The 13,106-nt window shown below is 36.3% G+C and carries 16 protein-coding genes and 1 pseudogene; 14 read left to right on the top strand and 3 right to left on the bottom strand.

The window, feature by feature from the left end; genetic code table 11:
• Positions 1 to 373: 373 nt before the first annotated feature.
• Positions 374 to 571 (top strand): annotated as a pseudogene (locus CYL18_RS06995) (pentapeptide repeat-containing protein); the annotation flags it as partial.
• 112 nt (positions 572 to 683) lie between these two features.
• On the opposite strand, the gene CYL18_RS19375 reads toward CYL18_RS06995, so the two are convergent.
• A complete protein-coding gene (locus tag CYL18_RS19375) occupies positions 684 to 851 on the bottom strand; it encodes a hypothetical protein (RefSeq protein ID WP_201741253.1) in 168 nt (55 codons plus the stop codon).
• 251 nt (positions 852 to 1,102) lie between these two features.
• Between CYL18_RS19375 and CYL18_RS06990 the strand changes: the two genes are divergently transcribed.
• The 7 genes from CYL18_RS06990 (at position 1,103) to CYL18_RS06960 (ending at position 6,669) form a co-directional block, all read left to right on the top strand.
• Complete coding sequence (locus CYL18_RS06990; protein ID WP_104848780.1) at positions 1,103 to 2,143, top strand: ArsR/SmtB family transcription factor; 1,041 nt, start codon at positions 1,103 to 1,105, stop codon at positions 2,141 to 2,143.
• Positions 2,143 to 3,357 carry an MFS transporter gene (locus CYL18_RS06985; protein WP_104848779.1) on the top strand — a complete coding sequence of 405 codons (1,215 nt, stop codon included), beginning with the start codon at positions 2,143 to 2,145 and terminating at the stop codon, positions 3,355 to 3,357. The genes CYL18_RS06990 and CYL18_RS06985 overlap by 1 nt, the downstream gene beginning before the upstream one ends.
• 42 nt (positions 3,358 to 3,399) lie before the next feature.
• Positions 3,400 to 3,825, top strand: coding sequence for an NUDIX hydrolase (locus tag CYL18_RS06980; RefSeq protein WP_104848778.1), 426 nt, complete (start codon positions 3,400 to 3,402; stop codon positions 3,823 to 3,825).
• A gap of 276 nt (positions 3,826 to 4,101) precedes the next feature.
• Positions 4,102 to 4,983 carry an NAD-dependent epimerase/dehydratase family protein gene (locus tag CYL18_RS06975; protein WP_104848777.1) on the top strand — a complete coding sequence of 294 codons (882 nt, stop codon included), beginning with the start codon at positions 4,102 to 4,104 and terminating at the stop codon, positions 4,981 to 4,983.
• 279 nt (positions 4,984 to 5,262) lie between these two features.
• Positions 5,263 to 5,562, top strand: coding sequence for a DNA-binding protein (locus tag CYL18_RS06970; RefSeq protein WP_104848776.1), 300 nt, complete (start codon positions 5,263 to 5,265; stop codon positions 5,560 to 5,562).
• A gap of 158 nt (positions 5,563 to 5,720) precedes the next feature.
• Entirely contained in the window at positions 5,721 to 6,239 is a 519-nt protein-coding gene (locus CYL18_RS06965) for an NUDIX hydrolase (RefSeq protein WP_104848775.1), read from the top strand.
• Between the two features lie 109 nt (positions 6,240 to 6,348).
• Positions 6,349 to 6,669 (top strand): hypothetical protein, encoded by a 321-nt coding sequence (locus tag CYL18_RS06960; RefSeq protein WP_104848774.1) that lies wholly within the window; start codon positions 6,349 to 6,351, stop codon positions 6,667 to 6,669.
• Between the two features lie 162 nt (positions 6,670 to 6,831).
• Here CYL18_RS06960 and CYL18_RS06955 read toward each other — a convergent pair whose 3' ends face one another.
• Complete coding sequence (locus tag CYL18_RS06955) at positions 6,832 to 7,035, bottom strand: hypothetical protein (RefSeq protein ID WP_104848773.1); 204 nt, start codon at positions 7,033 to 7,035, stop codon at positions 6,832 to 6,834.
• Positions 7,036 to 8,122: 1,087 nt separating this feature from the next.
• On the opposite strand from CYL18_RS06955, the gene CYL18_RS06950 reads away from it, so the two are divergent.
• Positions 8,123 to 8,875 (top strand): hypothetical protein, encoded by a 753-nt coding sequence (locus CYL18_RS06950; protein WP_104848772.1) that lies wholly within the window; start codon positions 8,123 to 8,125, stop codon positions 8,873 to 8,875.
• Between the two features lie 103 nt (positions 8,876 to 8,978).
• Positions 8,979 to 9,527 carry a GNAT family N-acetyltransferase gene (locus CYL18_RS06945; RefSeq protein ID WP_104848771.1) on the top strand — a complete coding sequence of 183 codons (549 nt, stop codon included), beginning with the start codon at positions 8,979 to 8,981 and terminating at the stop codon, positions 9,525 to 9,527.
• Between the two features lie 69 nt (positions 9,528 to 9,596).
• On the opposite strand, the gene CYL18_RS06940 is transcribed toward CYL18_RS06945, so the two are convergent.
• The gene (locus CYL18_RS06940) at positions 9,597 to 9,890 is read right to left on the bottom strand and encodes a hypothetical protein (protein WP_104848770.1); all 294 of its coding nucleotides are present in this window, start codon (positions 9,888 to 9,890) and stop codon (positions 9,597 to 9,599) included.
• Positions 9,891 to 10,391: 501 nt separating this feature from the next.
• On the opposite strand from CYL18_RS06940, the gene CYL18_RS06935 reads away from it, so the two are divergent.
• The 4 genes from CYL18_RS06935 to CYL18_RS06920 all read left to right on the top strand — a co-directional run bounded on the left by CYL18_RS06935 (position 10,392) and on the right by CYL18_RS06920 (position 12,852).
• The gene (locus CYL18_RS06935; RefSeq protein WP_104848769.1) at positions 10,392 to 11,186 is read left to right on the top strand and encodes an aminoglycoside adenylyltransferase domain-containing protein; all 795 of its coding nucleotides are present in this window, start codon (positions 10,392 to 10,394) and stop codon (positions 11,184 to 11,186) included.
• 118 nt (positions 11,187 to 11,304) lie between these two features.
• Entirely contained in the window at positions 11,305 to 11,766 is a 462-nt protein-coding gene (locus CYL18_RS06930; protein ID WP_104848768.1) for a hypothetical protein, read from the top strand.
• A 264-nt stretch (positions 11,767 to 12,030) separates the two neighbouring features.
• Positions 12,031 to 12,492: an NUDIX hydrolase gene (locus tag CYL18_RS06925; protein WP_104848767.1), complete on the top strand. Its 462-nt coding sequence runs from the start codon at positions 12,031 to 12,033 to the stop codon at positions 12,490 to 12,492.
• Between the two features lie 123 nt (positions 12,493 to 12,615).
• The gene (locus tag CYL18_RS06920; protein WP_104848766.1) at positions 12,616 to 12,852 is read left to right on the top strand and encodes a DUF3953 domain-containing protein; all 237 of its coding nucleotides are present in this window, start codon (positions 12,616 to 12,618) and stop codon (positions 12,850 to 12,852) included.
• Positions 12,853 to 13,106 lie beyond the last annotated feature (254 nt).

The raw sequence follows: 13,106 nt of genomic DNA, 5'->3' as shown, positions 1-13,106 counted from the left end.
TAAATGAAGACTATCTTAGCTATCAAATATTGTTTTTTAGATGGCCTATCTATAAAACGAGAATATCCCCTAATGAAATCATTCAGATCCGATTCAAGAGAGTCGGGTGGTCTGCCAAGGGTGCTATTATACGAGTTCATAAAGGATTTAACATTCGAATTGTAAGTTTTATTCCCGACCATGTTTTTAAAGACCTGCTTGATTTTGCGTCTAGCAAGGATGTTCCGTATTTTAAAACGAAGGATTATTGTATTTTAGAAAAATAGCTATATTGCAATAGCAGGGTATTCGACTTATGGATAGTTATGAGTGAAAGAGGTGCAAACCTTAGGTGATTTAATTTGAGGTGAGCCCTGCTTATTGCTTCAGACCTCTAAGAGAAGCAGATTTAAGAAAGTCAAACCTAATTGGAGCTGACTTGAGAGATGCTGAAATAAAAGGTGCTAATTTCAAAGGCAGTATTTTTCTTACGCAAGTACAAATAAATTCAGCTAATGGCGATAGACATACTAAATTGCCGTCTTCACTGAGCATTGGTTGGGTTAATCATGGAACTGCCATAATAGTTTAGATGACATCAGTAGAATCAATAGCAAGTACCGCCACTTTCTGTATGGAGGTGGCTTTTTTGATTTCATCCTATTATAAAAATGGGAAAGGGACTGCAAACGCAGTCCCTAAAATCAAACACCCATACGTTTCCGCTGGTTGTTTGGTTTCTTTGTCAATTGGCTTTGCAATTCTTTTGTCTTTTTGACAGGGCCAGTGGAATGGCTGCTACTCTGGCTTGCCTGATTTTTGGCAGCAAGCTTTTGTTTGATGGCTTCTTGAAGACTTACTTTTTTAGACATATGCTATGGTTCTCCTTCATTCGATATCCTTAATAATATCCCCAATAGGCCATAACATCAAGAATATATCTCCTTTTAGTTTTTTATTAGAGATTGCTTTGCAATAAATGTGCAATTGGGTAACTGAATCGTGATTACAGAAGAGGCTGATCCTGAGAGAGGGAGGACAAATATAATAAATATTCAAAATATATTGAATTATATATTCGTTTATTTTAGAATTAACTCACTACCTATAAGGGGTGTTAAAAATGAAACAGCTTCATGCATCGCATTCTTTTGAGACCATATCGATTACAGTGGAATCTTCGGTCATTTGGGAGCTCATCGTCGGGATTGCTGGTTATACACATGATCGTATTCGGCATACCTTTGATTTAGATGAAAGGTGGACTGAAGAAGAGAATTCCATGCCGCAATCTTTGCGAGATAACTTAAAGTTTATGAAGGAAACCAATTTTTGGTACGGGTTAATTATGCTTCAAAACAAATTATCCTCGTCTTCAGTTCAAGAGTTTTCGAATCAACTATATGCCCTGTCTTCAGAAGAGTTTTATGAAATACTTTTGCCTTATGGAAGCCGGAAGACTGAAGCCTATCGTAAGGAGCTTGCCCGGAATTATAATCAAAAGGCTCAATTCAAGGAATATGCTAAACAATTTCATTCTCATGAATACTTGTCCTCGTATGTTTTAACGATTGCTCTATATGAGCAGCAAGATTTGTGCAAGATCATTCATGATACGTTAGACAACTGGTCTAATTGGGTGACTTGCTATAAGGAATGGGACAAGTGGACTCAAGCTATTTTCTATGAACAAAAGCAACACAGAAATATTGACCTCATGAACCCTGTGGAAGAAATCCAACGAATCACGGACGGGGTTAGGTATCTTCCTGAGCCCTCTATATGGCATATAAAATTAATCCCTCAACTATCTTACCGGCCTTGGACGTTAGAAATTAGATCTTCAGACACAAAACTATTTTTCTACCCATTGAATGACGATTACTTATTGGAGCCAGGTAAACCATCGCAAAAACTAGTGCGCGGCCATAAAGCATTAGGGGATGAGCTTCGTTTGAAATTACTGTATCAGCTTCAACAAGGGCCATTATCCCTTCAAGAAATGAGCACCCAATTTTCGATTTCAAAAACCACCTTGCATCATCAGCTCTCTATTCTAAAATCAGCCAAGTTTGTCAAGGTTCATAAAGGCATTTATTCAGTCAACAACAGTGGTATCGACAGTTTCTCCGAGCAGCTGCAGCAATTTCTTGGAGGCAAGTAATGAAGAACTATCCAAAGTCATTCAGGGCACTTTGGGTTGGGGAAATTGTCTCGGAGTTTGGCGGTGCAGCAGGAGGGATAATCAATGGCCTTTTACTGTATGAATTAACAGGCTCAAAGGAATGGATGGGTGTCATGTGGCTCGTTTACTTTATCCCATCATTAATTTTGCAAGGGATCAGTGCTCCTTTCTTGAACCATGTGATCAAGATAAGGATGTTAAAAAATATCCAGCTGATACGTGCGGCAGCTTATATCCTGCCCTTATTGGGCATTGTAATGGGCACTCATTATGGGGCAATTCTGAGTCTATTTGTACTGCAAATCACTTTGGGTTTACTGCAACCAATATACGCCAGCTTATCGTTCGCTCTCCTTCCAGAGATTTGTCAGGAGGACAAGCTTGTAGAGGCCAATTCCTTATTGGATGGAACGATTCGTTTGATGAGTTTTATAGCTCCAGGCAGTACGGCGATTCTATTGATTTTTACACCGATGTATTTAATGTATGGAATATCAGCTCTATTGTTTTTCGTTAGTTTTCTCTCTCTTTTGCAAATTCCTCTTTCCAGTGTGGAGACGGTGGCTGCTTGGACGAAAAGGTTTTGGTGGGAAGAATTGAAGGAGGGCTATCGAATCTTTTTTCAATACCCTCAGCTATTGCGCCTGACTATGCTTTCCTCAACTGTCCAATTTGCTGTTGGTGCAGTAATGGTCTTAAGCGTGCCTTTCATTAGAGGAGAACTTGGTGGTCATTACTGGGAATATGCGATATTTTCCGGGTCTTTTCCTATCGGCTATGCAATTGGGATGATGCTTCTTTCGAGAATACGAAAGACAAGCCAAACCATGTATATCGGGCTAATTGGCGGAGGATTATCTTTTGTGTTTTTGTTTTTTGTCCATTCCATCCCTGCAGCGTGGATCTGTGAATTTATCGGGGGACTACTATTCCCGTTATTTAACGCTCAAAGTGCGGCCATCTTTCAAAGGGAAGCACCGAGAGAGCGCTTATCTCAATTAAGCTCGGTTCGTTTACTTTTTCTTCGAGTAACGATGCCCTTAGGAATCGTATTTGCTTCCTCATCTTCCTTATTCCACTTAAGTACCCGAGATATATACGCTATCGTCGGAATGTTAATAGTGCTTCCGGGTTTGTATTTTTTGATCCGTACATTTTTCAAAACAGTTGAGGATTCTACACGGAGTCTGTGATTTATTCAGCAGAAAGAATTAAATGTAAAGGAGCCACCAATAATGGAAAAGTGGTATGGGTCAGCAGCTGTATGCATGAATGAACATGGGGAATTATTAATGGTCCTACAAGGAAGACCGGAAGAGAGGAAAACATGGTCGATTCCATCAGGAGGGAAAGAACAGGATGAGACATTTGAAGAGTGCTGCATAAGAGAAGTGAAGGAAGAAACAGGCTATCTAGCAGATATCATACAGGAATTGACCGTGAAAAAAGGAAGCTATGATGACCTTCATATCGCATATGAAATTCATTACTTTTTGGTGAAAATGATTGAAGGACATAGACTTTTTAATGACCCGGACAATTTGATTCATGATATCGCCTGGAAAAGTGGAGAGGAAATCAAAACACTATCATTATCCTATCCGGAAGATAGGGATTATTTATTGAACTATATATCAGCGGCTATTGAGAAAAAGGAATGAAAATCAGCTTAATAAAGGCTGTTTTCGTAAAAAGATTGTTGATTTTTGAACAAAATAGGAAGCTGCCATCCATTTAACGGCGATTAGGTAGGGAGTACCTTCTTGAACAAGCGAGGCAGATTAGCAGAAGAAGGATTAGAACATATCATAGCGAATAATTAATACTATGTGCTACCACAATCAAGAATGCCTGTTCGTACAGCTTTATGCAGATAGATTACTGTCATTTATTTTATTGACGATAAAAAGTAATGTAAGAGATAAGGGAGTGACTTGTTGGAGGATATAGAAGCTAAAGTTTTAATTACAGGGGTAACTGGGACATTAGGAGGCCGGGTCGCGAGTAAGTTCTTGAAGCATGGTGCGTCTATAAAAGGGTTGGTAAGAAACGAAAGCAACGTAGATTTGATTTCAGGATTAGAGGTACAAACCGTTCAAGGTGATTTGCTAAATAGAAACTCTCTTTATAAGGCATTAAAAGATGTTGATATAGTGATACATTGTGCAGCTTATTTAGGAGAAGAAGAGGAGGAAGCGGTCAACTCAAATGTTCTTGGAGTTGAAAACATTGCGAGTATTTCATTGGAGCTAGGGATTAAGAAGTTTATTCACCTTTCAACCTTGGCTGTTTATGGTGAACCAAACGAGGGATTTTATGATGAGTCTAGCCCAATCATAGAAAATCATGAAGAGATCTATATTAAAACGAAGGTTCAATCTGAAAGAATACTAGAAAAATATAAGCAAAAAGGGCTCAATGTAATAATCCTAAGGCCAGGTGCAATCTGCTCAGAAGAAAACTCTTATTGGGGAGATAGACAAATCATCAGGATGATAGATGCTGAAAAAGTAACTTGGGTGCACCCCAACGACATTGTGCCTTGGATTCATGCAGATAACTTGGCAGAAATGATTCATTTGGTTTGTTCTAATGGGAAACCAGGAGACATTTATAATGCAATTGATGGGAATTTTCCAGAAAAAAATTTCAGGATAAAGTTGATAAGTGCGCTAGGCAAAGAATATCAAATTCCCAACCGTCAAGCGGAGTGTGCCATCTACTCGAATGAAAAAATCAGGTCGTTAGGATACAGGCCCATCAGAACGTTTGCAGAAACAATCAGCAATCTCAGTGATTTAGCAATTAGTAAATTATAAATATCGTCCGTTTGTATGGAATTGTTATTGAATAAGGAATTTATGCTCTTAATCTTCGTTTTATCATTAAGCAAGTCCAAAAAACGCAATATTATAAAGCGATGGCACACTTAGACATACAAGGCGTTGATCCAGGAAAATTAATGTCTTTTATGTAGAAAAGGGGAGGATAACTTTGGAGAGTGTTTAATTTATTCTAAACACTCAATCCATATTCTGGAGCAAAACCAGATTTTAATCGTAGATAATATAAATATCTATTTTTAAGGGGAGAAAATAATGGAATGGTATTTTATTTCGACAGCCATAGGGATTGCGGCCGCAGGATATTTTATTGGAGATGGACTAAAAAATCTTAAAAATCCAAATGCAAAAGGTCTTATTGATTCTGTTGTTGAAGAGGATGATGAACACGAACTTATAAAGGAAAATGATGTCCATTATTTTATGGGTATATCAAAAGAAGATGCAAGGTCTTTAATACAAGAGCATTCAGATATTCCGCATATTATTATAAACAGTAAAGTGTATTATCCAAAGGCAAAATTGCGCAAATGGTTAATGAATATTGGAGAGTGAAGTTATTATGTTCGACTATCAGAGGTTAATCTAGGAAGGATTAATGCTCCTTAGATTTCTTATTGTAGAAAAGGGACAGTTTACTTGAGGGGCAAAGTTTTACTTGCTTCAACATTGAGTAAGATTCTTAAGAAAAAACGATATTAAGGAGCTTAGTGGTGGAAAAATGGGATTTATATGATAAGCATCGTAATAAAAAAGGCAAACAGATTACTCGTGGAGATGATATGACATCAGATGAGTTTCATTTAGTCATACACGTTTGTATATTTAACTCTAATGGAGAAATGCTTATTCAACAACGTCAGTCCTTTAAGCAAGGTTGGCCGAATCTTTGGGACATCACTTGTGGTGGAAGTGCTGTAGCAGGCGACACCAGTCAGCAAGCTGCTTCAAGAGAGTTATTTGAGGAGTTGGGTATTCGTTATAACTTCGAGGAGATACGCCCACAATTTACTATTAACTTTTCACGTGGATTTGATGATTTTTACTTAATTGAATATGACATAGATTTGAATGAATTGACGTTACAGACTGACGAGGTACAAGCAGTGAGATGGGCTTCAAAAGAGGAAATCTTAGAGCTTATCGAATTAAAAAAATTTATACCTTATTATGAGAGTATCATTTCGTTTCTTTTTGAGAGTCGAAGGCATTATGGCTCTATTCGTTTTTAAATGAAACGGGCAATTAGCTGAAAAAGAAATAAATCGTTTTGTGACGGATTATTAGGCAGGTTATTATTTGATTAAAGTATTTAAATTTTCAAATTAAGGAGGTGGGAAAATGTATTGGGAAACACTTCCCAATTGGATGTGGGCTAGTTATTATGCATTTTTATTATTCACTTTAATTCTAGCAATTATCAGTATTAAACAAAGTAACTTTAAAGGCTTGTCAATTATAACGATTGTACTTATTTTTACTACACCTTTTATAGCTATAATCAATAGCATTGGCAGAGAGTATGGGGTAAATGAATTTGAACACTTAGTTACTCATTTGCAGCAAGGATCTTTGTGGGCCCTTTATATAATAATTAGTTATCTATACATATTAGTTTGGTGGGGTTTGCTTTTCTTTAAGAATCAAGTAGTTAAACATTAAGCATTGCTGGTATATTGACGGTCTTTTCTTATGGTGTTAATGGGGGTAGTTAGCTCAATAACCAATTCTGGTGCCTTTATGAATGAGAAATCCATAGTCTATTTCAGAACGTATGGGAACTTAATTAATCATTAAAACCATTCAGACTAAATCTGAATGGTTTTAAAAAAGTGCTCTACAATTTGGACATTGTTGATCATATTGTTGTCTTTTCATCTTTGTATGGCATTTTGTACAACTTACCATTTTTGTTTTTTCCTCTAGCATTGCTTTTCTATCTAATAGAATTGCTGTACCTTTCACAAAATATCTAATATATAATGCGATCACCAATCCTGCAATAATTAGACCGATTAAAAGCTCCATTTTAGTTACCCACCGCCTTTTCAAAATATCCTTAATTGAATTATACCATTTATTTACATAGTGCGTCGGGTGAACATTTAGCTTGAAGAGGGTGATTGGAAGAAAAATGTTTAATGTCTTCTTTGTTGATCTATTTATTGAAGAAAAGGATAAGGTTAGCGGAAAAAGAAATTACATCTTTTAGTCGAAGTTATTACAGATGCAGCTTAGTGATATTATAGTGTACATATGAATGGATTAACTTCTATATGATAGGTGGGAAAAAATGAACAAAGAACAAAATCGAAACAATAAATTAGGTCAGCAAGTTTATGTTATATGGCATTCAATAACGCCAAAGTGGTTCCGTTTTTTATTGGTATTTGGAGGATTAATAATATTAGCATATTTCGTAAATAAGTTCAGATAGTTACGTTTTAGTTTTCGAATCAGTCTGTGATTGTCTTGGTTAAGGAAAATGAACTATTGTTATGCCAGCACTTTATTGAGTAATGAGGTATTTTTAGAGGTTATTTAAAATTTGATAGGACATGAGAAGAGCGAAATAATTAAAATTTACGCTTATTTAAGTGGTACATCGATGGTTACTATATAAAGTTATTCTGATACGAACTAGGGCAGTGATCTGAGAAGGATTAATGCTTTTTTTGTTGAATTCCTTATTGAAGAAAAGGGGTAGTTAGCTTAATAAAGGCATTGCGGAAATGGAGGTTTTACCCATAAAAACCAATAGGTGTGTACATTGTAATAGTGAAGAAATTAGAAAAGGCGTGTTGGGAGCTACTGTTGGAGAAGTTTATTTGTATCCAGAAAACAATTTAAGGAAGAAGCCATCTTCTATTTCCGTAGAGTATTGCAGGGACTGTGGAAGCATACTTTCTTTTAATGTGGACAACCCCAAAAATTTGGGATAACAGCTGCACTTAGGGTATTAACAAAACCATTGATGACACTTCGTTACTCAGAACTGTGATTTTTTCTTCTTCCGTAAACGGTGCAGGTTAGCGGACGAAGGATAAAAGCCTATTATGTCGAACTACTTATAGTATCAAGGGCTTTGCTTTTAACGAAGGGAAGTAAGACTTAAATGAAACAAATATACGCTTTCGAAAGGAAAGAGGAATTTTTAAAGTATCAAGATGTTATTCAAAGATTTGTTGAGAAACTGAGCGAATACCGAATTATACTAGAGCAACAATATGGTTTAACAGAACTTCCAAAAGGCATTTTATGGACGAACGAAGAATTAGCGACTAAGGTATTTTCCAATATACCTATACCAGCCTACACGAATAAAGATTTAATCTATATGTCCCCTGATGTAGAAAGCTGGAGAAAACTCTTACTAAGACAATTAGACGAAAAGGAACTTCCTGATGTTCAAAAATTTTATGAAAGCTTCTCTGAAAATCAGATATTCATTATACTCGCACACGAATTAACTCACCATTCTGATTTATTTATAGATGAATTTGAAGATGCAAGGGAAAACAGTATTTGGTTTGAGGAGGGTATGTGTTTTTATCTGCCTAGAAAATTATTATTAAGTGATCAGGAATTCAATGAAATAACAAATACAGAAATTCAATTATGCGAAGCATTCAAAGGGAAATATGGTAAACATTCATTAGAAGACTTTGGTACCAGTTCATATCGAGGCAGCCTTTCAAGTATTATGTTTGATTATTGGCGTAGTTATCTTTCTGTAAGGTATCTAGTAGAGGTTCATGCAAATAATAATGTGATACAGGTCTTTGATACATATCATAAATGGGATAGAGAAGGGAGAAAGGTTCCGCTAACGGAATACTTCGAAATAAGTCCTCTAGGCTGTCTTTAATAGACAGCCTTTAATGCTGCTAATGGGACAGGTTAGCTGAAGAAGGACTTATTTAAATTCAATCGAATTTTAAAGTAATTAATAGAATTAGGGGATGGGATAAATGTTTTCTTTTAATGTAGATGATCAAATAGATATTGAAATGCTGCAGCAACAACATAAAGAGGAGCTGTTCAACTTAATAGATAACAATAGGGAACATTTAAGAAAATGGCTACTATGGGTTGATAAAAGGAAATCTGCACAGGATTTTGAATCAATCATACCTTTATGGATAACCAATTACGCAAATAACAATGGTTTCGATGCTGGAATTAGATATAATGGCACATTAGTGGGAATGATTGGTTTGCATTTTATTGATTGGAAAAATCGCGAAACGAGTATTGGGTATTTTCTTGCTGAACAATATCAAGGAAAAGGAATTGTAACTCGATGTGTTAGAGCATTAGTGAACTATCTTTTTGAAGAGATGGAGATAAACCGAATTGAAATACAGGTAGCAGAAAATAATCACAGGAGTATAGCTATCCCTAAAAAATTGAGATTTACTCAAGAAGGAATAAAGCGTGAAGGCCAATGGTTATATGACCATTATGAGAATTTAATCATATTTAGTATGTTGAAAAGAGAGTGGAAACATTTTGATTAACCATCTTTTATTGAACTGAACTATATGGGTCATTACCGAGAAGGGTTAATGCCTTTTTGAGTTGAGCTACTACTTGCTTTTGTATGAGTTCAACGAATTGATCACTGATAATACAATAATGGCAATGGTCATATAAGTATAGTTATTTACATCTAAATTTATCTCGTCAGCAGCATAACCTAAAAAGATTAGAAGTAAGCCGGAAACAACAATAGAAATGCAAGATGCACTAATAACGGTAAACCAATTAATTGATTTTTCTTTGCTTTTCATTAAGGTTATTGAAATAAGCAAACCTACCTGAATGATGATTAAGAAGATAAAAATATAATTAATATAATTAAAAGATTCATTTGAGAGCAAATTCATTCCTCCTAAAATTTATGGGTAATTATAGATTAAATGATAACCTAATTTCCTAAAAATTGTAATAGGGTACATATTCATTCTTAAAAGACTAGAGTGATAGCATCTGAAAAGTCAGGGGTATGATTGAGATTATTGAAAGTTTTCTTCAGATACCGAATGAAAATAATAAATGGAACACTCAAATAATACAGGTATTCATTTCTTGGATTATTACAAAGGTATGAAAATCGTAAAATTTGCTAATAGTACATCTCACCTGGATTGATTAGTTTGTGAAATATATACTGGGGCATTATCGAAACAAGGAGACAGTATACGCTGTCTCTCTTTTTTAATGTTACGATAATAGTCTAAGAAAATGAAAATTAGGTCAATAAGTTTCAAGGCAGTCAATAATTTTCAAGAAAGCATGGTTAATCTCACTAATTCAGCCATTATTCAAAGAGTGCTCTTGTGACTAGACTGACAAAGTAAAACAAGAAAGGGGATGGGGAGATGGAGGATAGTTGGCATTCGGCACCACAAGAAATAAAGGATTTCGTCCATAATCATAATCGAAATATAAAGGGGATTCTTAATGGAAACTACGCGGGTTTATATTTGCACGGTTCTTTAGCGATGGGCGGATTTAATCCTAAAAGCAGTGATATTGATATTTTGGTTATTACGGAGGAATCAATGGGGAGTGAAGTGAAAAGAGAATTAATTCGTCTCTTTCTGCGGGATTCTAATTCTCCGTACCCGATTGAGGTCAGTTTTATATGTAAGGATCAATTAAGACAATGGCAGTATCCTTGTCCGTTTGATTTTCATTATAGTGAGTTTTGGAGAGAGCGATATACGGAAGAGTTATTGAATGGTACCGCCGGGTTATTAAATAGTAATCCTCGTACCGATGCAGATTTGGCAGCCCATATAACTATTATTCATTCAAGAGGCATATGTATAGAGGGGGCGTCTATAGGTGAGGTATTTCCTTTGGTCCCAAGGTCTGATTATTTATCGTCTATTTTAGCAGATTATCAGGAGTGTTTGCTGGGACTTGAAAAGGACCCCATCTATTGTTCATTAAATTTAATTAGAGTGTATTGGTATGCAAAAGAGGGAGTTATATCATCCAAGCAAGAAGCAGGTATATGGGCGATCAAAGAGATGCCGAAAGAAATAGGGATTACGATTAAAAAGGTATTGAGCTGTTATTCTGATACAAAGGATATATGCAGGTTTGATCAAAGTGAACTAGCAAGGCTAAGGGAATATATAGAAGAGTTGATGCAAGCGATACGCTAAACAGATGTATAGATTCTATAAAAATAATTCTTTATTGCCTCGGTCAGTAAATAAAGGACTTTGGTAAAAGAATATCGAAATAGTAAAATAGGAAAACATTATGGATATAAGGTGAACTATGGGGGTTTTTATAAACATTTATTCTGTCAAGCACATTGGTACTGAAAAATACGCAAAAACGTTTTTCGAGCTCTTGAATCAATACGGATTGAACATAGAGAAAATCGGACTGTTTGAACCTGTCAGGAAGCCATTTACAATGAATGAGGCCATACAGATGTGGACGCTTGAGGAACCTGGTATATATGATAGGACAATTGATGAGATGATTGGGAAATACGGAAGCATGTTAGGTCGTAGCAAGGGATATTGGTTTAGTACTACTTGGTGGCTGCACCCGACGGATTTAATGCTGAACGATGTAACTGTCTATATGAATAAAAAAGTATTTAATCAAATAAAGCATGATATACAAGCATTGTTTGAGGATTTAGTGGACTGCTTTGAAGCTGTGTATGGCTATGTAACGGAAGCCGAAGCGAAGGATAGGCAGCATATAACCGGAACATTAACCAATTGAATACCGGGTATCTTCTGGCTAAATTACTATTCTCCCGTCTTTGTGAACTATTTGAATCAAGACAAAGCCTTTGATGAATTTCCTTGGTACAGGGTTGAAGATAGGAATCAAGGTGTCTTCACGCAATTATCGGCTAGCCCGTTTGACAACCTTGCTGATTTGGAAAAACAGGCACAAAACTCATTAGGGGTACATAAATTCAATGCAACAGCAGCTGATTATCCTAACATACTAACACCATAATAGATGGAGGCAGGGGAAGAGATGGATTACATAAGGCACTTAAGGTCGCTGGTTGGAAAAGAAAAAGTTATTATGGTCGTGGCTGGTGCTTTCGTCTTTGACCAAGAAAATCGATTGCTTCTGCAAAAACGGATGGATAACGAGAAATGGGGGCTTCCAGGCGGCTTTATGGAATTGGGTGAAACCGTACAAGATACGGCAAGACGGGAAGTGTTTGAGGAAACAGGACTGCGTTTAGGGAAACTTGATTTGTTTGGCGTATATTCTGGAGCAGAATATGATAAAACATTTTCTAATGGCGATCAAGTCTCTATGGTTCTAATCCTGTTCACTTGTAATGAGTATGAAGGGGATTTAGTAAACTATAATTCAGAGTCACTGGGGAATTCATTTTTTTCTCTGGACCGGCTGCCTAAAAATCTATTCTCGGAACATGAAGGAATTATACTAGATTACGTATCCCAAAAGAAAACCCAGCCATAGAGAGAGCTTTGTAGTTTGGTCAGTGTTCATACATCGCACTTACTGGTGATGATTACCAATGAGATAAATAGATGTTATAATGATTATATCGACGCTTGAAAGACGAATCAGATGGAGGCGAATATGCTGAAACTTTTGCAAACTATTTTAGCTGGTGCCGTTATCGTCTTATCGGCATATGGTTTAATCATCCAAAACTTCATGTTTATGCCTTATTCAATGTTTTTGTTGGGCGCGCTTATGTTGACCATGGGTTTAACCGAGCTGAAGGAAGACCGAAAAAGAGCGGGTGGCTATTTGTTTCTGATTCTTTCGGTATTTATATTCTTTGTGATTGTACAGGATCTGATGGTAAATTAAGGCGTGTGAGTTAGTTGACTTTCTGTCCTGAGGAACTCTAGGGGGTGAACGGTTGTCTATTGGTATCCTTGCACTTGTAACGACTGTACTGTGGATTGTACAAATCTATGAGTTAATTAAACCAGAGGAAAGGCAAGATAATCAAAGAATCATCTTACTGACATCAGTCGGTTGCGTATTTACAGCAATTTTAACTGTACATCTATTCCAAACCTTCATCGCTTGAAGATTCGTCCGACTGTCGCTGGCTCGGA

The organism is Pradoshia eiseniae (assembly GCF_002946355.1).
In the GTDB taxonomy this organism is placed as follows: Bacteria; Bacillota; Bacilli; order Bacillales; family Pradoshiaceae; genus Pradoshia; species Pradoshia eiseniae.
The sequence above is the reverse complement of the archived record's forward strand: the minus strand, read 5'-3'. Positions and strand labels throughout refer to the sequence as shown.